This window comes from Acinetobacter sp. XS-4, from assembly GCF_023920705.1.
In the GTDB taxonomy this organism is placed as follows: Bacteria; Pseudomonadota; Gammaproteobacteria; order Pseudomonadales; family Moraxellaceae; genus Acinetobacter.
Window position 1 is genome coordinate 1,787,328 of the sequence record NZ_CP094657.1, and the last position, 26,328, is coordinate 1,813,655.

Below are 26,328 nucleotides of genomic sequence, written 5' to 3' on the forward strand. Positions count from 1 at the left end.
TATCTTTATTCGAGGAATTACATGAAGGCTCTTGTTGCTGTAAAACGCGTGGTTGATGCCAACGTCAAAGTTCGTGTTAAGCCGGACAATAGTGGGGTTGACCTAACTAACGTTAAAATGTCAATTAACCCATTTTGTGAAATCGCAGTGGAAGAAGCGGTTCGCTTAAAAGAAAAAGGAACAGTATCAGAAATCGTTATTGTTTCTGTTGGGCCTAAAGAAGCTCAAGAACAAATCCGTTCTGCAATGGCTCTGGGAGCAGACCGCGGTATTTTAGTTGAAACCACTGATGAAATTGGCGCTTTAGAAGTTGCTAAAATTTTAAAAGGTGTTGTTGACGCTGAAAAACCAGAACTTATCCTTCTTGGTAAACAAGCAATTGATGATGACTCTAACCAAGTCGGTCAAATGCTTGGCGCATTATTAGGTGCGGGCCAAGGTACATTCGCTTCTGAAGTGAAAGTTGATGGCGGCAAAGTACAAGTAACTCGTGAAGTTGACGGCGGTTTACAAACTGTTGAACTGGCACTTCCTGCAATCATTACAACTGACTTGCGTTTGAATGAGCCACGTTATGCAGCATTGCCTAACATCATGAAAGCTCGTAAGAAGCCACTTGATACTAAATCTCCTGCTGATTATGGCGTTACAGCTGGTACTAAGCTTAAAACTGTTAAAGTTGAAGCTCCAGCAGAACGTAAAGCTGGCGTACAAGTGAAATCTGTAGATGAGCTTGTTGAAAAATTGAAAAATGAAGCGAAAGTGATCTAATACGGAAGGATAAAATCATGAGTATTTTAGTTATCGCTGATCACAACAACCAAGTACTTAACGGTGCTACTTTAAACGTTGTTGCTGCAGCACAAAAAATCGGTGGTGATATTACTGTATTAGTTGCTGGTTCTGGTGCTCAAGCAGTTGCTGACGCTGCTGCTAAAGTTGCTGGTGTAAGCAAAGTATTGCTTGCTGACAACGCTGCTTATGCAAACCAATTAGCTGAAAACGTAGCTGGCTTAGTTTCTGACTTGGCTAAAGGTTACAAATACGTTTTAGCTGCTTCTACAACGACTGGTAAGAACATTCTTCCACGTGTTGCTGCGCTTCTTGATGTAAGCATGATCACAGACATTATTTCTGTTGAATCTGCGAACACATTCAAGCGTCCAATCTACGCTGGTAACGCAATTGCAACTGTTCAATCTGACGAAGCAATCATTGTAGGTACTGTTCGTGGTACAGCATTTGATCCAGTAGCTGCGGAAGGTGGTTCTGCTGCGATTGAAACAGTTGGCGAAGTAAAAGATGCAGGTATTTCTCAATTTGTATCTGAAGAAATCGTTAAGCTTGACCGTCCTGAATTAACAGCTGCTCGCATTGTTGTTTCTGGTGGTCGTGGTGTAGGTTCTGGTGAGAACTACCATAAAGTACTTGATCCATTAGCTGACAAGCTTGGTGCAGCACAAGGTGCTTCACGTGCGGCAGTTGATGCGGGCTTTGTACCTAACGACTTCCAAGTGGGGCAAACTGGTAAAATCGTTGCGCCTGACCTTTACGTTGCTGTAGGTATTTCTGGTGCGATCCAGCATTTAGCTGGTATGAAAGATTCTAAAGTTATTGTTGCAATCAACAAAGACGAAGAAGCGCCAATCAACAGTGTTGCTGACTACTGGTTAGTTGGTGATTTGAACACTGTGGTACCAGAGTTGGTATCTAAACTTTAATCTTCATTGATTAAAGTCGAAAACCCTTAGTTTTTACTAAGGGTTTTTTATTATTGAACAATTCTTTTATTCTTCAAAGCAGTGAATTCCTCATCGTTAAGATAACGTTGCAGAATTAAATCGCTATCTTCTGCTAAGAGAGGGGGAGTTTTTTTATATTCAACTGGTGTTTTTGAAAGTTTAATAGGTGAGCCGATCATTTGATAGTTGTTTTGTAAGGGATGGGGGACTTTAACTATCATATTGCGCGCAATTGCTTGCGGCTCTGAGAGAGCTTGTTCAATATTATTAATCATACCAACAGGGACTTGAACAGCATGAATTTTAGTAACCCAATTCTCAGCGATATCACTTAAAAAGTGTGACTGTAAGACATGTATTAATGCATCTCTATGAATTACACGTTGGGCATTGGTTGAAAATTTAGGGTTATGTATTAATTCAGCTAAGCCAATACTTTGGCACAATGAAATAAATTGATTGTCATTACCACAAGCAATAATGAATTCACCTTGAAGAGCTTTGAAAACCTGATAAGGCACAATATTTGCGTGAGCGTTTCCATAACGACCAGGGATTTTTTCTGATACTAGATAGTTCATTCCAAGCTGGGACATGCAAGCAATTTGAGTGTCTAGTAGTGCCATATCAATATATTGGCCTTCGCCTGTTTTATGGCGTGAAAGAAGAGCAGCTTGGATGGCAATATTGGAATATAAACCAGTTGTTAAATCAGCAAGTGCAATGCCAGCTTTTTGTGGGCCTCCTCCTGGTAAATCATCACGCTCTCCTGTAACACTCATCATTCCTCCCATACCTTGAATGATAAAATCATACCCAGGTTCTTTAGAGCGGGGGCCTGTTTGCCCAAAACCTGTAATAGAACAGTATACTAAACGAGGATTGATTTTAGATAAGCTCTCATAGTCTAGTCCATAGCGCTTAAGGGTGCCTGTTTTATAATTTTCAATTAAAACATCTGTATCTAAAACCATTTTTTTAATCAGAGCTTGACCTTCAATGGTTGAAATATCAATACCAACTGAAAATTTATTTCGGTTTGCTGATAGATAATAAGCAGCCTCTTGGGTATCTTGCTTTTTATTATCTTTTAACCAAGGTGGTCCCCACTGTCGAGTATCATCTCCACAATAAGGACGTTCAACTTTTATTACCTCTGCGCCAAGGTCTGCCAAGATTTGACTGCACCAAGGTCCGGCTAATATACGACTTAAATCTAATACTTTATATCCTGTTAATGCACCCATTAGATTATCCCTTTCATATCTTGTTTTATTAGTAAATTGAAACTCTGTTATGTCGTCAGAGATTACATATTAGGGTAGTTTGGGCCACCGCCGCCTTCTGGCGTTACCCATGTGATGTTTTGAGATGGGTCTTTAATGTCACAGGTCTTACAGTGAACACAGTTCGCTGCGTTAATCTGGAAGCGTTTAGAACCATCATTATCTTCCATGATTTCGTAAACACCAGCAGGGCAGTAGCGCTGTGCAGGCTCATCCCATTTCGGTAAGTTTACGTTCACTGGAATTGACGGATCAGTAAGCTTCAAGTGAGCTGGCTGATTTTCCTCATGAACCGTGTTAGAGATAAACACAGAAGATAAACGGTCAAATGTAAGCTTGCCATCCGGTTTTGGATAGTTTGGCTTGAAGCTAGTTGCATCAACGGTTTTCAATACAGCGAAGTCTTGCTTCAAGTCATGTAAAGTGAATGGCACTTTAAAGACATTCTGGTCGATAAAGTTAAATGCACCACCCATCCACTGACCAAATTTATGCATTGCTGGGCCAAAGTTACGAGAGTTATAAAGCTCTTCTTTTAACCAGCTGTTGTTGAATTTGTTAGTGTATGAGGTTAATTCTTTAGTGAATAAATCTTCGCCTTCGGTAACGCGTGCAATGGCAAGGTCACCGCCTTTTTCTACACCAGCAGCAATCGCCTCAAATACAGCTTCACCACATAACATGCCTGATTTCATGGCAGTGTGTGAGCCTTTGATTTTTGCAAAGTTTAAGAAACCTGCATCATCACCAATCAAGCAGCCGCCCGGGAAAGTCAATTTAGGCAATGAGTTGAAACCGCCTTTCACTACAGCACGTGCACCGTAAGAAATACGCTTACCACCTTCTAAATACTGTTTAATCAGTGGGTGAGTTTTCCAGCGCTGCATTTCCATAAATGGATACATGTGTGGGTTTTCATAAGACAAGTCCACAATCATACCCAAAGTCACTTGGTTGTTTTCAGCGTGGTATAACCACCAACCACCGGAAGAAGCTGTTTCAGCCAATGGCCAGCCAGCGCCGTGCATGACTAAGCCCGGCTTATGTTTTGCTGGGTCAATTTCCCAAAGCTCTTTAATCCCGATACCGTAGTGCTGTGGATCAACATTTTTATCGAGGTTGTATTTTGCAATTAGGAGTTTGCCTAAATGACCACGGCAACCTTCAGCAAAGAGAGTGTATTTAGCGTGAAGTTCATAGCCTGGTGTAAAGTTATGTGTTGGTTCACCATCTTTACCAATACCCATATCACCCGTTTGAATACCTTTTACAGTACCGTCTTCATGGTAAAGCACTTCAGATGCAGCAAAGCCAGGGAAGATAGAAACTTCTAGTTCTTCAGCTTTTTGACCTAACCAACGAACCACGTTACCTAACGAAATAACGTAGTTACCATCATTGTGCATGGTTTTAGGAACCATCCAGTGAGGTACTTCTTTAGAAGTGGTGTCTGAAAGCAAGAAGAATGTTTTGTCTTCAGTTACAGGGACATTAAGAGGCGCGCCTTCTTCTTTCCAGTTCGGGAACAGTTCATTGATGGCACGTGGCTCAAGCACAGCACCAGACAAGATATGCGCACCTACTTCAGAGCCTTTTTCAACTACACAAACAGAAAGATCGGGTAAGTTATTTTCAATCGCTAATTGACGGATCTTAATCGCAGCAGACAGACCGGCAGGTCCTGCACCTACGATGACAACGTCAAACTCCATCGATTCACGTTCTAAATTTTCCATATTGCGAAATCCAGTTTCATTGTTAAAATTACTCCTAAAAAAACTGAACTAGAGTTCAGTTTTTAATGATTGGTTAATGCAAGGTGTTTAGAGCATCTTGAATATTTTGAACCATATGAATTAATCTTGGTCCAATTTCGTTTTCAAGTTTTTCTTGATTCACTAAATAGCTTGGTGCCCCACAGTTAAAGACCAATAAACCGTATATTGGATGTATTAAGGGGACGGCAACAGAGTTCACTTCTTTATGCCACTCGCTTAAAGATAAACAATACCCATAGTTTTGATAATCATGAAAGGCTCGATCTAAACTACGTTTGATTGCTGGCCATTCTTCAGCTGTGTGCTTCTTTTCTAATGCTTTTAAAATAAACTCACGTTCATTTTCAGGAAGAGCTGCTAAGCATGCTCTTCCCATAGATGTATTATGTAAGGGTAGAGTAGAACCAATTGGTCTGCGCATAGTTAAATTGGTTTCGGTTTGAACAACATCTAGATACATCATGTTTAATCGGTCTCTCATTGCCATAGCAACAGGAGCTTGTGCATATCTGGACATTTCTTCCATGTAAGAATGGGCAATTGATCGTACAGATATGCTAGATAATGCGGCGTAACCAAGTGCTAGTACACCAATGTCTAGGGTGTATTTGGTAGAATTTGGAAGTTGTTTTAAATAACCAAGTGACACTAATGTACTCGTAATTCTTGCAATTGTTGGTCTAGGTAAGCCTGTAAGATGAGATAGTTCTTGATTACCTAGAACTTGGTTGGATGCTGAAAAACAACGTAATATCTCTAATCCACGCGCTAAGGAAGCAATAAATTGAGGATTATTCTCGCGGTGAATATGAGAAATCGGATCTAAGCGGATTTCATCAAAGTTCACTTTTTTTTCGACTTGTTCTTTTAGTTGATTATATTCTAGATGCATACCATTCCCATATTTGATCAAACACTATTCTTGATCATATCAATTATATTTCGCTATACAAAAAAAATTAGAATAGTTGATGCTTTTTTTAATGATTCACCTAGTCAACAGCAATATTGGCTAAAAATCTGAAAAGAAGAATTAACCAATCATAAACTCTAATTTCGTATAACAAAATAAGTGGTCATTTAAATTTAGCTTTGTTTGAGAGTTAAATCAATATATTTACACAAATTAATGAACATTAATTCTGTATTGCGAAATTTTAAACAAAAAATTCTTGTTCATTGAGAGTTGTGCTGTTATTTTATTTCGTATAACGAAATTACTTGTGGTTTTGTATTACAAAATGGTGCTTTGGATAGCATTGTATAAGGATATAAGGAGAGAAATATGATTCGTGATCAACAGACATTAGAACAGTTGTTATCTACAATTCGAAGTTTTGTTAAGAATACGTTGAGACCTTTAGAACATGAGGTCGATGAAACTGACGCGATACCAGACCATATTGTCCAACAAATGAAGGAATTGGGCTTATTCGGTTTAACCATTCCAGAAGAATATGGTGGTTTGGGAATTACGATGGAAGAAGAGGTTTTAGTTGCATTTGAGTTGGGGCAAACTTCTGCTGCATTCCGTTCTTTGATTGGTACAAATAATGGCATTGGTTCAAGTGGAATTATTATTGATGGTACTGATGAGCAAAAACAAAAGTATTTACCAGGTTATGCTAGCGGAGAAATTATAGGTTCTTTCTGCTTAACAGAACCAGACTCAGGTTCAGATGCTGCCGCTTTGAAGACGTCTGCAGTCAAAGATGGTGATTATTATATTTTAAATGGTACTAAGCGTTTTATTACTAATGCGCCTCGTGCTTCAACTTTTACCGTTATGGCTAGAACTAACTCAGATATTAAAGGTGCTGGAGGCATTTCTGCCTTTTTGGTTGAGGCTGGTACAGTTGGGCTGACTTTAGGAAAGATTGATAAAAAAATGGGACAAAAAGGTTCTTATACCTGTGATGTTATTTTTGATAATTGTCGTGTTCATAAAGATCAATTAATTGGTGGTATAGAGGGTATTGGTTTTAAAACAGCGATGAAAGTGCTTGATAAAGGCCGTTTACATATAGCTGCCTATAGTGCAGGAATGGCAGAGCGTATGTTGGAAGATGCTTTGCAATATGCAATAGAACGTAAACAATTTGGTCAATCAATTGCTAATTTTCAGCTTATTCAAGCAATGTTGGCAGATTCAAAAACAGAAATTTATGCTGCGAAATGTATGGTGTTGGATGCAGCACGTCGTCGTGATCTGGGGGAAAATATTAGTACTGAAGCATCATGTTCAAAAATGTTTGCGACTGAAATGTGTGGCCGAGTAGCTGATCGTTGTTTGCAGATACATGGTGGGGCTGGATACATCAGTGAATATTCAATTGAAAGATTTTATCGAGATGTTCGTTTATTCCGTCTCTATGAGGGAACAACACAAATTCAGCAAATCATTATTGCTCGAGACATGATTAAACAAGCTACAACTTAATAGATGGATGTTTTTACCTAAAGGAATGAGAAAATGAGTAGAGTTCAATTTAATTGGCAAGATCCTTTTTTATTAGAAAATCAGTTAACTGAAGAAGAGCGAATGATTCGGGATACTGCATTTAATTATAGTCAAAATAAGCTAATGCCACGTGTATTAGAACAGTTCCGTCATGAGCAAACAGATGCTTCTATTTTTCGTGAAATGGGCGAGCTAGGTCTTTTAGGACCTACAATTCCTGAACAATATGGTGGGTCAGGGTTAAATTATGTGAGTTATGGGTTAATTGCTCGTGAAATTGAACGGGTAGACTCAGGCTATCGTTCAATGGCCAGCGTTCAAAGTTCTTTAGTTATGGTTCCTATTAATGAATTCGGTACTGAAGAGCAAAAGCAAAAATATTTACCTAAGCTCGCTACAGGTGAATACATTGGTTGTTTCGGTCTAACCGAACCTGACCATGGTTCGGACCCTGGAAGTATGATTACTCGCGCTAAAAAAGTTGAGGGTGGTTACCGTTTAACTGGCGCTAAAATGTGGATAACAAATAGCCCTATCGCTGATGTATTCGTAGTATGGGCAAAAGAAGTTTCACCTGAAGGCAATGTTGGTGATATTCGAGGCTTCATTTTAGAAAAAGGTTGGGATGGTCTTTCTACACCTGCAATTCATGGAAAAGTGGGATTGAGGGCTTCCATTACTGGTGAGATAGTAATGGATAACGTATTTGTTCCAGAGGAAAATGCATTTCCAGACATTCGTGGTTTAAAAGGCCCGTTTACATGTTTGAATAGTGCAAGATATGGTATTGCATGGGGGGCAATGGGAGCAGCCGAGTTTTGCTGGCATACAGCCCATCAATATACGATGGATCGGAAGCAGTTTGGGCGCCCTTTAGCAGCAAATCAGTTAATTCAAAAGAAACTTGCGGATATGCAAACTGAAATTGCTCTGGGTTTACAAGTAGCATTGCGTTTTGGTCGAATGAAAGATGAGGGAATTGCATCGGTTGAGGGTACTTCACTAATTAAACGCAATAATTGTGGTAAGGCTCTTGATATTGCTCGTTTAGCTAGGGATATGCTCGGAGGAAACGGGATCAGTGATGAATTTGGTGTCGCCCGTCATCTTGTGAATTTAGAGGTTGTAAATACTTATGAGGGGACACACGATGTCCATGCTCTTATCCTTGGGCGTGCTCAGACGGGTATAGCTGCATTTTCTAATTAAGGTTTGACTTTCTAAAGGTCTCATTTCTGGATCATATACATATGGTTTAATAAATCGTATGTATAGCTATCTCCTTTAAAAATAAAATTGAAAAACTGCTCTTATTTGTGCATTACACGAATAAGAGCTTTATTTTTTGAAAAATTATATCCGCATAATTTGTTAAATAATCTGAAAATTAATATTACTAATTTTTCTTTTGAAATGTTTCCAATCTTGTATTTTTAATGCTTCAAATCGGCAGCTAAGAATCTTATTTTTGCATAATAAATGTAACTAATTATTTCATAAATTTTGTTAAAAATAATATTTTTATTATATAAAACATATATTTAATAAAATATATCAACTTGTTTATATATTTCGTATAGTGAGCTCTAATATTTAATAATTGAAATTAATTTTCTTGTTAGCTATTTTGAAATTATCAACAAGGAATGAAAAATTTAGCTCACTAAATGGACAAGGAAAACTTATGAAAGGACTAAAAGACAAAGTAATTATCGTGACAGGTGGTGCTGGAGGGATTGGTTCAGCAACTTGTAAGCGCTTAGCGGAAGAAGGTGCAAAAGTTGCGGTATTTGATATGAATTTGGGAGCAGCTAAGGCCTTGGTTGCAGAAATTCAAGCAAATAATGGTCAGGCAATTGCGATTGAGTGTGACATTACTGATCGTCAGGTTGTTGATCTTGCTGTTAAATCTGCCCAAGAACAATTGGGACCAATTGATGGCTTGGTAAATAATGCAGGTTGGGATGTGTTTAAACCATTTTTGAAAACATCTGAAAATGAGTGGGAAAAATTAATTCAGATCAATTTAATTGGAATGTTAAATATGCACCAGGCTGTTTTACCAGTGATGGTTGAACGAAATCATGGGCGTGTAGTGAATATTGCATCTGATGCTGCAAGAGTAGGTTCATCTGGTGAAGCTGTATATGCGGCATGTAAGGGTGGATTGCTTTCTTTTTCTAAAACACTGGCTCGTGAGCATTCACGCAATAATATTACTTTTAATGTTATTTGTCCTGGGCCAACTGATACGGCTTTATTGGCTGGTGTAACCGAAGGCGCTTCGAATCCAGAAAAACTTCGTGAAGCTTTTACACGTGCTATACCACTTGGCCGCTTAGGCCAACCTGATGATTTAGCATCAGCTATTACATTTTTCTTAAGTGATGATGCGGGATTTGTTACCGGTCAAGTATTAAGTGTTTCTGGTGGATTAACCATGAATGGTTAATTCCAATTGGAATAAATAACGAATAACAGTTCAAGGAAATGAAAAATGAATTTTGAAGATATTTTATACGAAGTTAGAAATGGCGTTGCGTGGATCATCATTAACCGTCCTGAAAAAATGAATGCTTTCCGAGGACAGACTTGTGATGAAATCATTAAAGCACTAAATAAAGCTGGGTATGATCGAGATGTGGGTGCAATTGTTTTAACTGGTGCTGGTGATCGTGCATTTTGTACAGGTGGAGATCAGTCTGCTCATAATGGAAATTATGATGGTCGTGGCACAATTGGTTTGCCAATGGAAGAGTTGCATACAGCCGTTCGAGATGTTCCTAAACCTGTAATTGCACGTGTACAAGGTTATGCGATTGGCGGTGGAAATGTTTTGGCAACTATATGTGATTTAACCATTTGTTCTGATAAAGCAATTTTCGGTCAAGTGGGTCCTAAAATGGGTTCTGTTGATCCCGGTTATGGAACCGCATTCTTAGCACGAGTTGTGGGTGAGAAAAAAGCTCGTGAAATTTGGTATATGTGTCGACGTTATACTGGAGAAGAAGCTGTATCAATTGGATTGGCAAATAAATGTGTTCCGGCAGATCAACTCGATGCAGAAGTACAAGCATGGGGAGAAGAACTTTGTGAACGTAGTCCAACAGCGTTAGCAATTGCAAAACGTAGTTTCAATATGGATACTGCACATCAAGCTGGTATTGCTGGTATGGGTATGTATGCATTGAAACTTTATTATGATACAGAGGAATCTCGTGAAGGTGTAAATGCCCTGAAAGATAAACGTAAGCCAGAATTTCGAAAATATTTCAAATAATTAAGGAGAACGAGATGAGTAAAAATCCTTATATTACTGAAGACTTGGAATATTTAGCTGAAACGGTTGAGAAATTTGCCCAAAAATATATCGCTCCCGGCTTTCTAGAACGTGACCAGACTAGAACTTTTGACCGAGATTTAGTTAAAAAAATGGGAGAGATGGGCTTTATCGCACCTGAGTTACCTGAAGAGTATGGTGGACAAGGGATGGGGCGCCTAGCAGCTGGAGTTATTCATGAGGCAATTGCTAAAGCCGATTTGAGTTTTTCATATATTAATTTACTTGCGTCTTTAAATGGCCAGATTTTAGCTGAACATGGTGATCCAGACGTTGTCCGTCCGTGGTTAGCAAAACTTACAGCAGGTGAAGCTATTTTTTCAATAGGTTTAACTGAACCAAGAGGTGGGTCTGACGCTGCAAATTTACGTTTAAAAATTGAGCGTGAAGGTGATGAATACATCCTTAATGGAGAAAAAACATCAATTTCAGCTGCTGATCAAGCTGATGCATCAGTTATTTTTGGGCGCACTGGTTCAGTTGAGTCAGGGGCTCATGGTGTGACAGCTTTACTGGTCCCGATGAATTTACCTGGTATTAGTACTACGCGATTTGATTGTCATGGTCAACGTGCCATTGGACGAGGCTCAATTTTCTTTGACAACGTACGAGTTCCTGTCAATCACCGTTTAGGGGAAGAAAATAAGGGCTTTGTACAAGTCATGCAAGGTTTTGACTTTTCACGTGCATTGATAGGTTTACAGGTTTTGGCTGTGGCAAGAGTTTCACTTGATGAAGCTTGGGAGTATGCAGCTCAGCGCGAAGCTTTTGGCAAGCCATTGACTGCATTTCAAGGAGTGTCTCATCCTCTTGCAGATTATGAAACGCAAGTTGAAGCTGCTCGATTATTGTGTTTACAGACTTTATGGTTGAAAGATAATCATCTTCCTCATACTTCTGAAGCTGGTATGTGTAAATGGTGGGGGCCTAAGCTTGCATATGATGTGGTGCATCAGTGCCTGTTAACCTTTGGTCATGCTGGATATGATCGTGGAGTTATGGAACAGCGTCTACGAGATGTGCTAGGTTTTCAAATCGGCGATGGTACTGCACAGATTATGAAAACAATTATTGCCAGACATAAAGCAGGTCGTAAGGCTGTGCCAGCCTAAATATAATTTATTTATTATTATCAAATGGTTATTTGGAGTGGCTAAACAAAAGTGTTTAGCCACTGGGTGGGCTTCAACTTTAAAAAATGATCTTGGTAGTAATCTATAAATCAGGGAAAGAATATAACAAGGAGTTAAAGAATGGATTTCGATGCAGTACTTTTGCCACAGCGAAGAGCAAGAATGATTCAACAGGGATATTGGTTGGATAAAACCATTCTTCAATCGTTAAATGATGCTGTTCATCAATATCCGGATAAAACAGCATTAGTCAGTATAAAAGATGATCAGCCAGAGAGAAGTTTTACATATCGTGAGTTATTACACACTTCTAATAAGATTGCTCTGGGATTAAGAAAATTAGGCATACAAAAAAATGATATTGTTTCTTGCCAATTACCTAACTGGTGGGAATTCAGTTTACTTTATATTGCATGCCGACGTATTGGTGCAGTTTTAAATCCGTTAATGCCAATTTTTCGTGAACGTGAACTTACATTTATGTTAAAGCATAGTGAAAGTAAGGTTTTTATTGTTCCCAAAGTATTTCGTAAATTTGATTATGAACAGTTGGCTTATCAACTTCAAAAAAATATCAATAGCTTACAACATGTTATTGTTATTGACGGAAATGGAGAAAATAACTTTGCTGATGTTTTACTCAATCACGGATTAGATAAAGATCCTCAAATCCTAAATACGCTTAATGACATAAAAATTAATGCTGATGATATCGCACAATTAATTTTTACATCTGGAACAACAGGTGAACCCAAAGGTGTAATGCACACGGCAAACACATTGTTTGCAAATATAGTGCCTTATGCTGAGCGATTACATTTAAATCATGAAGATGTAATCTTGATGGCATCACCAATGGCGCATCAGACTGGTTTTATGTACGGTCTTATTATGCCTGTTATTTTAAAAGCCAAGGTTGTTCTTCAAGATATTTGGGATGTTGATAAAGCAATTGAAATAATTGATAAATATAAGATTACATTCACAATGGCTTCAACTCCTTTTTTGAGTGATTTATCGACTGCTGCATCAGAAGGCGACAAAAAATTTCATTCATTAAAAACATTCCTTTGTGCAGGTGCACCGATTCCCGGTCCTTTAGTGAAAAAAGCAAGAGATAATCTTGGAGTAAAAGTAATTTCTGCCTGGGGCATGAGCGAGTGTGGTGCCGTGACCATGACAAGGCCTGAAGATGATGATGAAAGGTCATTTAATACAGATGGGTTACCTTTACCTGGTGTTGAAATTAGAATCATTGATCAAGATGGTCAACATAAAGCTGCCAATGAACCAGGTTCTTTAATGATTCGCACATGTTCAAATTTTGGTGGATATCTTAAACGTCCTTATTTGAATGCTACCGATAATGATGACTGGTTTGATACTGGTGATTTAGCATATCAAGATGAGCAAGGGTACATCCGAATTTGTGGAAGAAATAAGGACGTTATTATTCGTGGAGGAGAGAATATTCCTGTTGCTGAAATTGAGTCATTACTTTATCAACATCCCGATATAGCTATCGTTGCTTTAGTCTCGTATCCAGATGAACGCCTTGGTGAGCGTGCCTGTGCAGTCATCAAATTAAAAGAACACAGGGAATCTATAGAACTTCCAGAAATTATTGATTTTCTTAAACAGCATAACCTTGCTGTGCAGTATATCCCAGAGCGCTTAGAGGTTTGGAATGAGATTCCAATGACACCTTCAGGAAAAATTCAAAAATTTAAATTAAGAGAAATGATTACGTCTAATTCTTAATAACCGACTCATCTTTAATAAATATAAGGAAAACATAAGCTGCTTGTGGTGAGAGGCCTATGTTCCTTATTAAAAAGCAAAATAAAGCAATCTTTTAGGCATGATGCCTAAAACTGCTTTACGAATGACTATTCACAAAAAATGGAGTTTTAAAATGAATAAATCAGTAAGATTATTCTATAGAAGTACACTAAGCCTTGCAATATTTGCTGTAGCTACATCGAGTTATGCAGAAGTTACTCAAGAACAAATTGCAAAACTTCAGCAGCAAATACAAGAATTACAAGCAAAGTTCGATAAACAAAATGAAGATAAAAAAGTAGTAGCTACGTCATCAACTAGCTCATCGGACCTTAAGCACCTTGTGACTAAAGGTGGGGCGGAATTTGAGTTGTATGGAAATATTCGTGCCGATGCTTCATATCAAATTAAGGGTCCTAGTGCGATGTATAATAACATTAGTACCGTGCCTTTGAAGCATACCGAAGCTGAAACACATAATTCAGATAAATTCCAAAGTACCTTAAATGCGACCCGTTTTGGTTTTAATTTTACTGCGCCTAGTACTTGGGATCACAAAGTAGGTGGTAAGTTAGAGATGGATTTCTTTGGTGGAGCGGGGCGTGATACATTCCGTCTCCGTCATGCTTATATTACCTTTGATGACTGGTTAATCGGTCAAACTTGGTCAAACTTTAATGCCATTGAGTATTTCCCAGAAACAGTAGATGCAGCACTTTCTGTAGGTGGTTCTTTAACACGTGTATCTCAAATAAAATATAGTCATCCTGTGGATTCACATTTGAATTTTGCATTTAGCCTTGAAGATCCTAAGTCTGAAACTGTTACGACTACAGGTACACAGAACTTTACAACGGATGCTAATGCAAAGTTGAAACTACCATCAGCAACAGGACGTATAAATTACAAGTTTGATAATGGATCTGCACTTTCTGGTCGAGTTTTTATAACTCAAAAAGCAACATCAGCAGGTGATCACGATGAGTTTATCGCTTGGGGAGCAGCTTTAGGCGGCAAGTGGCAAGTCACTCCAAATACTTTAATTCGAGCTGATTACAATCATATTAAGGGTGATACTAAAAATTTACTGTGGTCTAACTATGCTTATGTATTTGATGGAAATGGTCATATTAAACCAAATGAATTTGACACAGTAACAGTTGGGTTAACTCAAAAATTTACGCCTAAGATACGATCCTCAGTCGGGTTAGGCTATATGCGTGCTAATAGTAGTAATTCATTTTCTGAACTCGTACAAAATGATTCGACTCAAAATAAAGAGCTAATAGAAGGATGGATTAATGCCTTTTATACACCAGTAAAAGCAATAAATATTGGTTTTGAATATATGTATGGGCAAAGGACAACTTTTAATGATCGAGAAGGAATTGATAATCGTATAAATGCTACTATTATCTATGATTTTTAGAGTATTTTATATTAAAGGTAGTATATTGCTACCTTTAATTTTTTAATTAAGTAATTAGTATTAATAGGAGCTGTAAATATTTTTTTATCTCCTATAGTTTAAGTTGGATTTGTCGTTAAAATTAATGATATTTTATTGGAAATTATAAAGATGGAAGAATTTTTAGAACTTGTAGATTAACATAGTTCTCTCGCAGGCCTAATATAAAACTTTAAAGGTATTCTGTTCTAATTATAAATAAAAACTATTATATGAAACAAAATAAGTATTGGCATTTAGATGGAGATTTTTCCATTCTTAAACTGTTTTATGTACACGTTCCAGTAGGTAGCTGTCTCGGAAAATACAAGGGATTTGTTGTGTCTAACTTTGCCTGAACTCCGTATTCCGTTTTTATACCTTCAGTAACGCAGTATACGTTCAATTTTGCAGTTTAAGGAAATATTGATGTCGAATTCTGCTGTTGTTGATTCAGTTGCTTTTGCCTTAAGACAAGCTGAACTATCACAAACTGCGATTATTCCTATTCGCACTGAGCTCGGTGGTGAACAGGCAAATGTGGATATCGCTTATGCAGTACAGGAAATCAATACTGTACGTGCACTGTCGGAAGGGCGCCGTTTAGTAGGTCGAAAAATTGGCCTAACTTCTAAAGTGGTACAAGCCCAACTCGGCGTAGATCAACCTGACTTTGGGATGTTATTTGCTGATATGGCATATGGCGATGGTGAAGTCATTCCAGCGGGTAAGTTGATTCAGCCAAAAGTTGAAGCTGAAATTGCGCTCGTACTCAAAAAGGATTTAACCCAAGCCCGACATACATATGCAGACATTATTAGTGCAACAGACTATGCCTTACCAGCTATTGAAATAGTTGATAGTCGCATTGAGAACTGGAAAATCTCATTGATTGACACGGTTGCTGACAATGCATCAAGTGCAGCTTTTGTGTTGGGTTCACGTCCAGTACAGCTTAATCAACTTGATTTAGTTAACTGTAAAATGACGATGACTCGTGGGGACGAAGTTGTTTCGCAAGGTGTTGGTAAAGCTTGTTTAGCTAATCCATTGAATGCAGCAGTTTGGTTAGCTGATGAAATGGTACGACGCGGACGTCCATTACAAGCAGGAGATATTGTCCTGACTGGGGCATTGGGTCCAATGGTGGTGGCTCATCCAGGGGATGAGTTTAAAGTTGAAATTGATGGCTTCAATTCAGTTGTTGCATGCTTTGCTGCTGAATAAAGGATAAGGATATGAAAAAGATAAAATGTGCCTTAATTGGTCCAGGAAATATTGGAACAGATTTGTTGTATAAATTGCAGCGTAGTGAAGTTTTGGAGCCAGTATGGATGGTTGGAATTGATCCTACTTCTGAAGGCTTGGCTCGCGCTGAAAAAATGGGTTTAAAAACCACGGCTGAAGGCGTTGATGGTTTATTACCTCATGTACTTAAAGATGATATCAAAATTGCTTTTGATGCAACCTCAGCGTATGTGCATGCAGAGAACAGTCGCAAGCTCAATGAGCTTGGAGTGTTAATGATTGATTTGACTCCTGCGGCAATTGGTCCATTTTGTGTGCCGCCAGTGAATTTGGAAGCTTTATTAGATGCAGGTGAAGTACCCAATGTGAATATGGTGACTTGTGGTGGGCAAGCAACTATTCCGATGGTCGCGGCAATTTCACGGGTACAAACGGTTAGCTATGCTGAAATCATTGCAACGGTTTCGACTAAATCGGTTGGCCCAGGTACTCGTAAGAACATTGATGAATTTACTCGTACTACGGCTGGTGCAATTGAAAAGGTTGGCGGAGCTAAACAAGGTAAAGCCATCATTATTATTAACCCGGCTGAACCACCACTAATGATGCGCGACACTGTTCATTGTTTAGTTGAAGGTGAGCCTGACCAAGTTACAATTACGGAATCAGTCAATGCCATGATCAAAGAGGTACAAAAGTACGTACCCGGCTACAAACTGGTGAATGGACCTGTATTTGATGGCAATCGTGTTTCTATGTTTCTTGAAGTAGAAGGCCTAGGCGATTATTTACCAAAATATGCAGGTAATCTTGACATTATGACAGCGGCAGCCGCACGCACTGCTGAAATGTTTGCAGAACGCGTTTTATCTAATCAAAAAGCTGAAGTTGTTTAAGGAGAAACCGTATGTCTAAGATTATTGTGCATGATATGACGTTACGTGATGGTATGCATCCACAACGTCATCAAACTACAGTTGAGCAAATGATTGCCATTTCAACCGCGTTAGACGAAGCGGGTGTACCATTAATTGAAGTGACTCATGGTGATGGCTTAGGGGGAAGTTCCGTTAACTACGGTTTCGCTGCTGCAACAGATGAAGAATATTTATCTGCTGTTGTGCCACGCATGAAAAATGCCAAGGTGTCAGCGTTGTTATTGCCTGGCATTGGAACAGTTGATCATTTAAAAATGGCATATGAGATTGGTGTTTCAACCATTCGTGTTGCAACACACTGTACAGAAGCAGACGTGTCTGAGCAGCATATTACTGCTGCACGAAAATTGGGAATGGACACAGTAGGCTTTCTAATGTTGGCACATATGGCATCGCCACAACATTTGCTAGAAGAAGCAAAAAAAATGGTGTCTTACGGTGCTAACTGTATTTATGTCACTGACTCTGCTGGGTACATGTTGCCACAAGATGTTACCGATCGGGTTGGGTTGCTTCGTCAAGAACTTGATAGCAGTATTGAGTTAGGTTTCCATGGTCACCATAACTTGGGTATGGGCGTTGCCAATACTGTCGCTGCGGTTGACGCTGGTGCAATTCGGGTCGACTTGGCGGCAGCTGGTCTAGGAGCTGGAGCAGGCAATACACCACTTGAGTTATTTATTGCAGTTGCAAATCGTATGCAAATAGAAACAGGCGTAGACTTGTTTAAAGTACAGGATATTGCAGAAGATCTTGTGATTCCAATGATGCTAAATCCAATTCGTGCAGATCGTGATGCAGCAACATTAGGTTATGCAGGTGTATATTCTTCTTTCTTGCTGTTTGCAAAACGTGCCGAAGCTAAATATGGTGTCTCTGCACGTGAAATTTTATTAGAGCTTGGTCGCCGTGGTACGGTTGGGGGGCAGGAGGATATGATTGAAGATCTTGCCTTGACCATGTCAAAATCGAAAGTAATGAGCGCATAAGTTTTTTTATAAATGAAAAAGAGCACTCCACGAGAGTGCTTTTTTTCATCTACTGATTTGATCTAGATGAAATAACTTGGGTATAAGCGTTATTTTCTATAAATGGATGAACATCATTTTTGATTGGATGAGTTTCTATTTAAATAAAAAAACGATTAGAAAATTAAAAATAGCAAATTTAAATAAAGCTATTTTAATAAAAATAGATATATAACAAATACTTATTATGGTTTTTGGGAGATGATTAATCGGTTTTAGTGATCTGTTAAAAATCCTCATTACTGGAAAAGTAACATTTTTTTAAAGCATTGAGTTTAAAAAGAAAAATATCTTAATACTCTAGTCGAATTTTTCATAAAAATAGAGTTGAGCATGATAGGGCTTGGTTTCATGGATTGATTAAAAGGAAGTACGCAATGCGTCGTCAAACGTTATGGATCGCAATGGCTTGCGCAATAGCAACAATAGAGGCTACTGGCACAAATGCTGGTTTTGTTGAAGATAGTCAGGTTCAGCTGAAATTTAAAAACTTCTATTTAGATCGTCAGTATGATGACACCCCTGCAAAAAACTGGGGGAGTTGGTCGCAAGCTGTGACACTGGATGCAAAATCGGGCTATGCAGAGTTTGGGGCGTTACAACTCGGTGTTGATGTGTTAGCACAGTATGCTGTGCGTCTGGATGGTCGTGACCGTAATGCCGATTGGGTTCTGCCGTATAGTGGAATTTCTGGTACAGGCACAGGAAAACAAGAGCGCCAGTTTGGCAAAATAGGAGCAACTCTTAAAGCGAAAATCAACCAAACTGAATTACGAATTGGTGAAATTTTACCTGTAACACCAGTAATTCATTTTGATCCATCACGTCAATTATTGACCACTTATAATGGGGTATGGCTAGAGTCAAAAGATCTTAAAAACACCAAATTAACGTTAGGTTATTTGGATAGTATCAATGCCCGTTATGAAAATCAGCCAATGGATTTTGGCCTATGGCCTAAAGCATTAAATAATGATGGTAAAACTGATGGGATGTATGTTGCGGGCATAGATTACCAATTAAATAAAAACTGGTCTGCAAGTTACTTTTATGGTGATGTGACGAATATCTATCGTCAAAATTACTTGGGTGTGAACTATAAAAACAATTATGACAAATTAAAAGTCGATTCACACATACGTTTTTTCGACAATGCAGAGTCGGGAGATGCCTTGTATGGTGATATTGATAATCAGGCATTGTCTATAGGCTCAACCTTAACTTATGGCTCACACAGCGTAGGTTTATCTTATCAGCAAATGTTTGGTGACCATGGTAGTAACTCGAGTGCAGCAACTGGCGCACCATATTTCCCATCCCTCGCAGGTTGGGTACCTCAGCCTTATTTGGATAACTGGTCAGTTGCGAGCTTTATCCGTAAAGATGAAAAATCGGTGGGTGTGGCTTATAGCTATGATTTTAGTGATCTTGGCATTAAAGGTTTAAAAACCACTGCAAAATATTGGCATGGTTGGGGCATTGATTCAGCTTATGAATCAAGTGCATTAACAGGCAAAGGTAAAGAAGATGAATTCAACTTTATTCTGAATTACGTTGTGCCAGAAGGGAAGTTAAAAGGCTTAGGTTTTCAGTGGATGTATATCGATGTGAACTTCGACAATATTGCAGGCCAAGCAAGCGATTTGCAGGAACATCGTATTGCAACGACATATACCTATAAATTTTGAATACTTTTAAATATTTATTTAAATAACAATTGGTTATTGATATTTTTTTTGTATCACCTCATCGTAAACAAGTATCAGTTTAAGCGCTGTGAACAGGTAAGATGGGTGAGTAAAACATTTAAAATTTGGTCTACTAAAAGCAGCTTAATCTTGAGTTGAGCTGTATAAATTGTAAGAGGAATGACATGGGCACAGTACAAATCCCCGAATATAAAACAGATCCATTTTTTGGTTTGGAAGACAAATGGATTGAAACAGCAGCAGGCGAGCTTACTCATTATCATGAGCTTGGAGAAGGTACTCCAATTTTATTTTTACATGGTTCGGGTACTGGTGTTTCAGCAGCAGCAAACTGGTGGTTGAACTTACCACAAATTGCTGAGCAGGCACGCTGTATTGCTATTGATTCGATTGGTTATGGACAAACTGTTGTTGCAGAAGGGACTGCTTACGGTATCCGTGCATGGGTAGATCATGCAGTCCGTGTATTAGATGCTTTAGGAATTGAAAAAACCTGGTTAGTAGGTAATTCTTTAGGTGGTTGGTTAGCATTCCAGTTTATATTGGATTACCCAGAGCGTGTACTGGGTATTGTATCAATGGGAACGGGTGGTGCTAAACAGACGGCAGCACTTAAAGCACATGCTAATCCTGAATTGACAGAAGCTGGTATCCGTAAAACTTTAGAAATGTTTGTGGTCGATAAGTCTTTAGTCACAGATGAATTGGTTAAAGTTCGTTTTGACTCAGCAAAAAATGACTACGCATCAGATCGATTGATGGATGTTGTTGGTGCACGAGACCGTGACCGTTTTGAATTCCCGCTTGATTTTGAAAAGATGAAAGAGATTCAAGTTCCTGTACTACTCATTCATGGTGTGCAAGATGTAGTTATTCCTGTATCTCGTACATGGGATATTTTGAATATTGTACCTTATGCTGATGCACATATTTTTAGTCAATGTGGTCATTGGTCACAAGTTGAAAGAGCACAAGAATTTAACCAGATTATTAAACAATATTTAGCAGTACATGATGTTAAATAAAATATAAAAAATACAGGAAGGATAAATTATTATTCTTCCTGTATTTAAATTAAAAAATTTGGTTTTTTGCTGAGCCCTGTCATTTTATCTTAGACTTTTGTATTAAATAAGATAAGTTAGATCTGGTTAATATTTAAGTAAAAAACTTTACTTAATAAATCCATGAATTCTTTAACCCCAGAAGATTCTGCGTCTTTGCGATAGCTTACAAATAAATCTAAAAAAGGTAGATCGACATCAACAGGTCTAGTGACAATATTATTTAAAGTGAGCGGCTCTATATAGCTAGGCAAGATCCCGCAACCTAATCCCATCCCTATTGAATTAATATTAAATAAAATATTATGAGCAGTTTGCACAATATTAAATTTAATTTTATGAAGTTCAGCAAAATTAAGAATTGTATTATGTAAAATCGATGACTGTTCTGACGATGGGATAATAAAATCAATATTATTTAAAAGCTTCACTGGAATACGCTCGTACTGAGCAAGTGGGTGATCTCGAGGAAGCAATAGCATTAGAGGTTCACGTAATACAAACTGACTCTGAATTTCATCGTTATTTAAGTTATCTCTCATAAAGGCAATGTCAATTTCACCTTTCTTTAAGGCTTCCATTTGTTCGGTATTATTCATGCTCCGTAATTCAATTTTTAAGTTTGGATTTTGTATGCGTAAACTCGGAAGAACACACGGGAAAACTTTCATTTCTACTACTGGAACAAAACCAATGGTCAGTTGTTGTTTTTTAAATTTTGAAACTTGACGAGCCATAGCAATTGCTTTGTCCGCCTGAGCTAAAGTCAGACGGGCTTGTTCAAGAAATACACTACCTTCTTCAGTGAGTTCAACTTTACGTTTAGTACGATGTAGTAATGTAACGCCAACCTCATCCTCAAGGTCTTTAATTTGTTGACTTAATGATGGTTGAGCTGTGTAGAGGCGAAGTGCAGCTTTACTAAAGTTGAGTTCTTCAGCCACCATTACAAAGTAGCGTAAATGACGTAATTCCATATCAGTTGTGATCCCAAAATCCTATTATTAACGTTGGATAGTTAATAAAATATGCTAAATGCTTGAAAACCATAAATCCGTTTATAAAACCACTGATCAGTATCAGTCGAACTTAATTTTAATATTTAAAATCTATAATGAATAATTCATAAAAAGTCTAATTTGAAACAAATAAAATATTTCACTTAAAACAGTTAAAAAATCATTATCCATTCAAATTGAATTTTATGTTGTGCGTTTTTGGCGGCAGCAGGAGTGCTTCTCATGAATGGAAAAATTGAAGTGTGTGAAATCGATGCTTTAGTCGATGCACAAAATGGACGTATCTCGCCAACTATCTATACAGATCCACAATTATACGAACTAGAGTTAGAGCGTGTTTTTGGACGTTGTTGGTTATTTCTTTGTCACGAAAGCCAGATTCCAAAATCAGGCGACTTTTTCAATACGTATATGGGTGAGGACCCAATTATTGTTACGCGTCAAAAAGACGGTTCTATTAAAGCATTATTAAATCAATGTCGTCACCGTTCTATGCGGGTTAGCTATGCTGACTGTGGTAATACGCGTGCGTTTACCTGCCCATATCATGGCTGGTCCTATGGCATTGACGGTTCTCTTAAAGACATTCCATTGGAAGGTATCGCTTTTCCACATGGGGCTTGTAAAGAACAATGGGGATTGCAAGAGGTTCCTCGTGTTGCAAGCTATAAAGGTTTGGTTTTTGGTTGTTGGGCAGATGACACACCCGAATTACTCGACTATATGGGTGATATTGCTTGGTATCTCGATGCAATGATTGACCGCCGTGAAGGTGGTTCGGAAGTCATTGGTGGCATTCATAAATGGGAAATTAACTGTAACTGGAAATTTGCAGCAGAACAGTTTGCTTCTGATCAATACCACGCGCCGTACTCGCATGCCTCTGCAGTACAAGTTTTAGGTGGTAAACCAAATGATGATGCTTCTAAAGCATTAGGAACAGCACAAACGGCACGTCCAGTTTGGGAAACAGCAGAAAGCTGTGTGCAATATGGTCAACGTGGTCATGGTTCAGGTTTCTTCCTTACGGAAAAACCAGATGCCAATTTCTGGGTTGATGGTCAAGTAGCAGATTACTTCCGTGAAACCTATGAAGAAACAAAAGAGCGTTTGGGCGACACACGTGCTTTACGCTTGGCTGGACATAACACAATGTTCCCAACTTTGTCTTGGTTGAATGGTATGACGACGATGCGCATCTGGCATCCACGTGGGCCAGATAAAACCGAAGTTTGGGCTTTCTGTATCACGGACAAAGCAGCGCCGCAGCACATCAAAGAAGCGATGGAGTTGAATGCTTGCCGAGCATTTGGCCCAGCTGGTTTTGCTGAAGCAGACGATGGTGAAAACTGGATTGAGATCCAGAAAGTGTTACGTGGTTATAAAGCGCGAAAAAGCAAACTCATTATGGAAATGGGCCTTGGCAATGAAAAATACCGTGAAGATGGTATTCCCGGTATTACTAACCATGTTTTCTCTGAAACAGCTGCACGTGGCATGTATCGTCATTGGGCAAACCTGTTGATGCATGAAAAATGGGAAGACGTACAACGGGCAGATGAGGCTTATGAGCAAAAGCTTTTGAAAAAAGCGGCTAAAAAGGATGAGAAGGAGCTTGTGAAATGAACCAGATCATTGACTCATTAAAACCACAGCCAGTATGGCGTTCTATTGGATTGGAACTTCACCACGACATTAGTCAGTTTCTATATGCAGAAGCACAGTTGTTAGATGACTGGAAATTCCGTGATTGGTTGGAAATCTTAAGCGAAGATATTTTATATACGCTCAAAACGACGACAAATGCGCAAACACGTGATCGTCGTAAATGTATTGCACCACCATCAACATGGATTTATCACGACGACAAATTTGTACTAGAGCGTCGCGTAGCAAAATTAGAAACAGGAATGTCGTGGTCCGAAGAACCGCCATCACGTACTCGTCACTTGATTACTAATATTCGGGTCGAAGCAACTGCGCAAGCAAATGAATATCAAGTTTTTAGTAATTATTTGCTTTATCGCTCGCAAAAAGAAAAAGACGTATTGACCTATGTTGGTAAACGAGTTGATCTGATTCGAAAAGATGATAGCAGTAGTTTAGGTTGGAAAATTGCTAAACGTGATATCACCCTCGATCAAGCGACTTTGATTTCTCACAATATTACGGTGTTTTTCTAATGAATAAGATTTTTGTTTGTCAGATTGATGAGTTGGATGAAGGCGAAGCGCTGAAAGTAGATTGTAATGTAGGTGATATTGCTGCACTCGCTGTGTTCAATTTTAATGGTGAATTTTTTGCCATGAATGATAAATGCAGTCATGGTAATGCTTCTATGTCAGAAGGCTACCTAGAGGATGATGGCACGGTTGAATGTCCACTTCATGCATCACGTTTTTGTTTGAAAACTGGCGTACCACAATGTGTACCAGCGACTGATCCGATTCAGACATTCTCTGTCGTGATTGAAGATGGTGCACTCTATGTAGAAATGGCAGGAGCGTAATGATGGGCTGGCTAGAGGGTGAAGTTGCATTAATTACTGGTGGTGGTTCGGGACTAGGGCTTGCGTTGGTTGAGCGTTTTTTGCAAGAGGGTGCGCATGTTGGTGTGTTGCAACGGTCTCAAGCAAAAATAGATGAATTGATTGCACGCTATGGTGACAAAATTGTGGCGATTAATGGCGATGTGGCGAGTTTTCAGGATAACGTTCGTGCTGTGCAGGCTACAGTAGAACGTTTTGGAAAACTGGACTGTTTTATTGGTAACGCTGGTATTTGGGATCATTATGCCGACATCGTTAACATGAGTGGCGAACAGTTAGATAAAGCCTTTGATGAAATTATGAGTATTAACACGAAAGGTTATTTACTTGGTGCAAAAGCAGCTTTAGATGAGTTACTCAAAACTGAAGGTTCGATGATTTTTACCTTATCTAACTCAGCGTTTTATTCATCTGGTGGTGGTCCAATTTATACCGCATCAAAACATGCTGGTGTGGGTTTGGTACGTGAACTGGCCTATGAGCTGGCACCGAAAGTGCGTGTGAATGCAGTTGCTCCATCCGGGATGAATGTCAATGTGAAAGGTGCCGCATCCCTTGGGCAAGAAAATCTAGGATTACTTGATGCACGCGATCCCCAAAAAATTGGGCAGGGTATGCCATTGAGATTCTTACCAGAACCAGAAGACATGACTGGTTCTTATGTATTGCTCGCATCACGTCAAAATAACCGACCATTATCCGGTGTTTTTATTAATGCTGACTGTGGTTTGGGAATTCGTGGCTTACGTCAAGCGAACGCTGGTTTTTTTGATGCTTAATTTTAATCCGATATTAATGGACTAATAAGACAGCTAAAAACTGTCTTATTTCGGAGCTAATCATGACTGTTAAACTTATTTGTGCTTCTCATAGCCCGCTAATGGAATTTGCATCTCCGGCAGAAAAACAACAAGAACACACGGTGCGTAAAACATTTGAAAAGCTCGCTGCAGAGGTCAAAGCATATGACCCCACTTTAATTATTGCTTTTGGGCCAGATCATTTTAATGGCTTCTTTTATGACCTGATGCCGAGTTTCTGTGTAGGTGTCCGCGCAACAGCAGCAGGTGACTGGAACTATGGTCCAGGTGAGCTTAATGTGCCTGAAAGCACAGCATTGAGTTTAATTCGACGTGTACTTGATGAAGGTGTAGATGTTGCATATTCATATCGGATGCAAGCCGACCATGGTGTCACTCAACCGCTGCATTTTTTATGTGATGGCCAACTTAATCGTTACCCAACCATTCCAATATTTATTAATGGTGCGGCTGCGCCAATGCCTACAACAAAACGAACGATTGCTTTAGGACGAGCGGTTGGGGCTTTCATCAACTCAATTAATCAAGAAAATGAACGTATATTGATTTTGGGCACAGGTGGACTTTCACACGATCCACCAACCCCTCAAATGGGCTCTGCACCACCAGAAGTTGAAGAGTTTCTAATTGCCGGACGTAACCCAACTGTTGAAGCTCGTAATACACGTCAGGCCAAAATCATTTCAGTGGGACAGCGTTTAGCAGCAGGTGACAAGAGCGTATCTGTACCACTTAATCCAGAGTGGGACGAACAGTTATTGGAAAAATTCAAAAATGCAGACTTTGCTGCGCTTGAAAATATGACTGAAGATGAAATTCGCCGTGAAGGTGGGCGTGGTGGGCAAGAAGTTCGTACATGGATGGCTGCTTTTGCGGCATTAGAAGCTGTTGGCGATTATGAGATGACCTTACATTGCTATGAACCTATCAGTGAATGGATTGCTGGTTTTGGCATTGTATCTGCCGAGCTGAAATAAAGGATAA

Annotated in this window: 23 protein-coding genes; 19 read left to right on the top strand and 4 right to left on the bottom strand. The window is 38.9% G+C overall.

The genetic code is table 11. The annotated features are described in order from the left end of the window. The first annotated feature begins 21 nt into the window (after nt 1–21). On the top strand, nt 22–771 hold the full coding sequence (locus MMY79_RS08370; RefSeq protein WP_252612940.1) for an electron transfer flavoprotein subunit beta/FixA family protein: 750 nt from the start codon (nt 22–24) through the stop codon (nt 769–771). Nucleotides 772–788: 17 nt separating this feature from the next. Then, a complete protein-coding gene (locus MMY79_RS08375; protein ID WP_252612942.1) occupies nt 789–1,721 on the top strand; it encodes an FAD-binding protein in 933 nt (310 codons plus the stop codon). 50 nt (nt 1,722–1,771) lie between these two features. Here MMY79_RS08375 and MMY79_RS08380 read toward each other — a convergent pair whose 3' ends face one another. From MMY79_RS08380 to MMY79_RS08390, 3 genes are all read right to left on the bottom strand, one after another. Next, entirely contained in the window at nt 1,772–2,989 is a 1,218-nt protein-coding gene (locus tag MMY79_RS08380; protein ID WP_252612943.1) for a CaiB/BaiF CoA-transferase family protein, read from the bottom strand. 62 nt (nt 2,990–3,051) lie between these two features. Further along, nucleotides 3,052–4,764 carry an electron transfer flavoprotein-ubiquinone oxidoreductase gene (locus MMY79_RS08385; RefSeq protein ID WP_252612945.1) on the bottom strand — a complete coding sequence of 571 codons (1,713 nt, stop codon included), beginning with the start codon at nt 4,762–4,764 and terminating at the stop codon, nt 3,052–3,054. 73 nt (nt 4,765–4,837) lie between these two features. Then, nucleotides 4,838–5,698 (bottom strand): IclR family transcriptional regulator, encoded by an 861-nt coding sequence (locus MMY79_RS08390; RefSeq protein ID WP_216116564.1) that lies wholly within the window; start codon nt 5,696–5,698, stop codon nt 4,838–4,840. Nucleotides 5,699–6,091: 393 nt separating this feature from the next. Between MMY79_RS08390 and MMY79_RS08395 the strand changes: the two genes are divergently transcribed. The 12 genes from MMY79_RS08395 (at nt 6,092) to MMY79_RS08450 (ending at nt 20,917) form a co-directional block, all read left to right on the top strand. Beyond that, a complete protein-coding gene (locus MMY79_RS08395) occupies nt 6,092–7,246 on the top strand; it encodes an acyl-CoA dehydrogenase family protein (protein ID WP_252612946.1) in 1,155 nt (384 codons plus the stop codon). Nucleotides 7,247–7,279: 33 nt separating this feature from the next. After that, nucleotides 7,280–8,476, top strand: a complete 1,197-nt coding sequence (locus MMY79_RS08400; protein ID WP_252612947.1) for an acyl-CoA dehydrogenase — start codon at nt 7,280–7,282, stop codon at nt 8,474–8,476. Between the two features lie 475 nt (nt 8,477–8,951). Then, nucleotides 8,952–9,719, top strand: coding sequence for a glucose 1-dehydrogenase (locus tag MMY79_RS08405; RefSeq protein WP_252612949.1), 768 nt, complete (start codon nt 8,952–8,954; stop codon nt 9,717–9,719). 45 nt (nt 9,720–9,764) lie between these two features. Further along, nucleotides 9,765–10,547, top strand: a complete 783-nt coding sequence (gene badI, locus MMY79_RS08410; protein WP_045431555.1) for a 2-ketocyclohexanecarboxyl-CoA hydrolase — start codon at nt 9,765–9,767, stop codon at nt 10,545–10,547. Nucleotides 10,548–10,561: 14 nt separating this feature from the next. Then, complete coding sequence (gene aliB / locus MMY79_RS08415) at nt 10,562–11,719, top strand: cyclohexanecarboxyl-CoA dehydrogenase (RefSeq protein WP_252612951.1); 1,158 nt, start codon at nt 10,562–10,564, stop codon at nt 11,717–11,719. Nucleotides 11,720–11,860: 141 nt separating this feature from the next. Then, on the top strand, nt 11,861–13,501 hold the full coding sequence (gene aliA / locus MMY79_RS08420; protein WP_252612953.1) for a cyclohexanecarboxylate-CoA ligase: 1,641 nt from the start codon (nt 11,861–11,863) through the stop codon (nt 13,499–13,501). A gap of 154 nt (nt 13,502–13,655) precedes the next feature. Next, a complete protein-coding gene (locus MMY79_RS08425; RefSeq protein ID WP_252612955.1) occupies nt 13,656–14,951 on the top strand; it encodes a DcaP family trimeric outer membrane transporter in 1,296 nt (431 codons plus the stop codon). A gap of 447 nt (nt 14,952–15,398) precedes the next feature. Continuing rightward, nucleotides 15,399–16,196 carry a fumarylacetoacetate hydrolase family protein gene (locus tag MMY79_RS08430; protein ID WP_252612956.1) on the top strand — a complete coding sequence of 266 codons (798 nt, stop codon included), beginning with the start codon at nt 15,399–15,401 and terminating at the stop codon, nt 16,194–16,196. Nucleotides 16,197–16,207: 11 nt separating this feature from the next. Next, nucleotides 16,208–17,113 carry an acetaldehyde dehydrogenase (acetylating) gene (locus MMY79_RS08435; RefSeq protein WP_252612958.1) on the top strand — a complete coding sequence of 302 codons (906 nt, stop codon included), beginning with the start codon at nt 16,208–16,210 and terminating at the stop codon, nt 17,111–17,113. Nucleotides 17,114–17,124: 11 nt separating this feature from the next. After that, nucleotides 17,125–18,144, top strand: a complete 1,020-nt coding sequence (gene dmpG, locus MMY79_RS08440) for a 4-hydroxy-2-oxovalerate aldolase (protein WP_252612960.1) — start codon at nt 17,125–17,127, stop codon at nt 18,142–18,144. Nucleotides 18,145–18,560: 416 nt separating this feature from the next. Beyond that, nucleotides 18,561–19,871, top strand: coding sequence for an OprD family outer membrane porin (locus tag MMY79_RS08445; protein ID WP_252612962.1), 1,311 nt, complete (start codon nt 18,561–18,563; stop codon nt 19,869–19,871). Nucleotides 19,872–20,056: 185 nt separating this feature from the next. Then, nucleotides 20,057–20,917 carry an alpha/beta fold hydrolase gene (locus MMY79_RS08450; RefSeq protein ID WP_005046825.1) on the top strand — a complete coding sequence of 287 codons (861 nt, stop codon included), beginning with the start codon at nt 20,057–20,059 and terminating at the stop codon, nt 20,915–20,917. Between the two features lie 116 nt (nt 20,918–21,033). Here MMY79_RS08450 and hcaR read toward each other — a convergent pair whose 3' ends face one another. After that, on the bottom strand, nt 21,034–21,933 hold the full coding sequence (gene hcaR, locus MMY79_RS08455; protein WP_151743713.1) for a DNA-binding transcriptional regulator HcaR: 900 nt from the start codon (nt 21,931–21,933) through the stop codon (nt 21,034–21,036). A gap of 264 nt (nt 21,934–22,197) precedes the next feature. On the opposite strand from hcaR, the gene hcaE reads away from it, so the two are divergent. The 5 genes from hcaE to MMY79_RS08480 all read left to right on the top strand — a co-directional run bounded on the left by hcaE (nt 22,198) and on the right by MMY79_RS08480 (nt 26,321). Further along, a complete protein-coding gene (gene hcaE, locus MMY79_RS08460; protein ID WP_252612964.1) occupies nt 22,198–23,601 on the top strand; it encodes a 3-phenylpropionate/cinnamic acid dioxygenase subunit alpha in 1,404 nt (467 codons plus the stop codon). After that, on the top strand, nt 23,598–24,158 hold the full coding sequence (gene hcaF / locus MMY79_RS08465; protein ID WP_252612965.1) for a 3-phenylpropionate/cinnamic acid dioxygenase subunit beta: 561 nt from the start codon (nt 23,598–23,600) through the stop codon (nt 24,156–24,158). Before hcaE ends, hcaF begins: the two co-directional genes overlap by 4 nt. Then, nucleotides 24,158–24,484 carry a 3-phenylpropionate/cinnamic acid dioxygenase ferredoxin subunit gene (gene hcaC / locus MMY79_RS08470; RefSeq protein ID WP_005046830.1) on the top strand — a complete coding sequence of 109 codons (327 nt, stop codon included), beginning with the start codon at nt 24,158–24,160 and terminating at the stop codon, nt 24,482–24,484. The genes hcaF and hcaC overlap by 1 nt, the downstream gene beginning before the upstream one ends. 2 nt (nt 24,485–24,486) lie before the next feature. Continuing rightward, nucleotides 24,487–25,302: a 3-phenylpropionate-dihydrodiol/cinnamic acid-dihydrodiol dehydrogenase gene (gene hcaB, locus MMY79_RS08475; protein ID WP_252613485.1), complete on the top strand. Its 816-nt coding sequence runs from the start codon at nt 24,487–24,489 to the stop codon at nt 25,300–25,302. Nucleotides 25,303–25,364: 62 nt separating this feature from the next. Continuing rightward, nucleotides 25,365–26,321 carry a 3-carboxyethylcatechol 2,3-dioxygenase gene (locus MMY79_RS08480; RefSeq protein WP_252612967.1) on the top strand — a complete coding sequence of 319 codons (957 nt, stop codon included), beginning with the start codon at nt 25,365–25,367 and terminating at the stop codon, nt 26,319–26,321. The last annotated feature ends 7 nt before the right edge of the window (nt 26,322–26,328 follow it).

Excerpts from the sequence above, each read along its gene's own strand:
- MMY79_RS08370 (WP_252612940.1), top strand. The coding sequence starts at position 22 with ATGAAGGCTCTTGTTGCTGTAAAACGCGTGGTTGATGCCAACGTCAAA.
- MMY79_RS08375 (WP_252612942.1), top strand. The coding sequence starts at position 789 with ATGAGTATTTTAGTTATCGCTGATCACAACAACCAAGTACTTAACGGT.
- MMY79_RS08380 (WP_252612943.1), bottom strand. The coding sequence starts at position 2,989 with ATGGGTGCATTAACAGGATATAAAGTATTAGATTTAAGTCGTATATTA.
- MMY79_RS08385 (WP_252612945.1), bottom strand. The coding sequence starts at position 4,764 with ATGGAAAATTTAGAACGTGAATCGATGGAGTTTGACGTTGTCATCGTA.
- MMY79_RS08390 (WP_216116564.1), bottom strand. The coding sequence starts at position 5,698 with ATGCATCTAGAATATAATCAACTAAAAGAACAAGTCGAAAAAAAAGTG.
- MMY79_RS08395 (WP_252612946.1), top strand. The coding sequence starts at position 6,092 with ATGATTCGTGATCAACAGACATTAGAACAGTTGTTATCTACAATTCGA.
- MMY79_RS08400 (WP_252612947.1), top strand. The coding sequence starts at position 7,280 with ATGAGTAGAGTTCAATTTAATTGGCAAGATCCTTTTTTATTAGAAAAT.
- MMY79_RS08405 (WP_252612949.1), top strand. The coding sequence starts at position 8,952 with ATGAAAGGACTAAAAGACAAAGTAATTATCGTGACAGGTGGTGCTGGA.
- badI (WP_045431555.1), top strand. The coding sequence starts at position 9,765 with ATGAATTTTGAAGATATTTTATACGAAGTTAGAAATGGCGTTGCGTGG.
- aliB (WP_252612951.1), top strand. The coding sequence starts at position 10,562 with ATGAGTAAAAATCCTTATATTACTGAAGACTTGGAATATTTAGCTGAA.
- aliA (WP_252612953.1), top strand. The coding sequence starts at position 11,861 with ATGGATTTCGATGCAGTACTTTTGCCACAGCGAAGAGCAAGAATGATT.
- MMY79_RS08425 (WP_252612955.1), top strand. The coding sequence starts at position 13,656 with ATGAATAAATCAGTAAGATTATTCTATAGAAGTACACTAAGCCTTGCA.
- MMY79_RS08430 (WP_252612956.1), top strand. The coding sequence starts at position 15,399 with ATGTCGAATTCTGCTGTTGTTGATTCAGTTGCTTTTGCCTTAAGACAA.
- MMY79_RS08435 (WP_252612958.1), top strand. The coding sequence starts at position 16,208 with ATGAAAAAGATAAAATGTGCCTTAATTGGTCCAGGAAATATTGGAACA.
- dmpG (WP_252612960.1), top strand. The coding sequence starts at position 17,125 with ATGTCTAAGATTATTGTGCATGATATGACGTTACGTGATGGTATGCAT.
- MMY79_RS08445 (WP_252612962.1), top strand. The coding sequence starts at position 18,561 with ATGCGTCGTCAAACGTTATGGATCGCAATGGCTTGCGCAATAGCAACA.
- MMY79_RS08450 (WP_005046825.1), top strand. The coding sequence starts at position 20,057 with ATGGGCACAGTACAAATCCCCGAATATAAAACAGATCCATTTTTTGGT.
- hcaR (WP_151743713.1), bottom strand. The coding sequence starts at position 21,933 with ATGGAATTACGTCATTTACGCTACTTTGTAATGGTGGCTGAAGAACTC.
- hcaE (WP_252612964.1), top strand. The coding sequence starts at position 22,198 with ATGAATGGAAAAATTGAAGTGTGTGAAATCGATGCTTTAGTCGATGCA.
- hcaF (WP_252612965.1), top strand. The coding sequence starts at position 23,598 with ATGAACCAGATCATTGACTCATTAAAACCACAGCCAGTATGGCGTTCT.
- hcaC (WP_005046830.1), top strand. The coding sequence starts at position 24,158 with ATGAATAAGATTTTTGTTTGTCAGATTGATGAGTTGGATGAAGGCGAA.
- hcaB (WP_252613485.1), top strand. The coding sequence starts at position 24,487 with ATGGGCTGGCTAGAGGGTGAAGTTGCATTAATTACTGGTGGTGGTTCG.
- MMY79_RS08480 (WP_252612967.1), top strand. The coding sequence starts at position 25,365 with ATGACTGTTAAACTTATTTGTGCTTCTCATAGCCCGCTAATGGAATTT.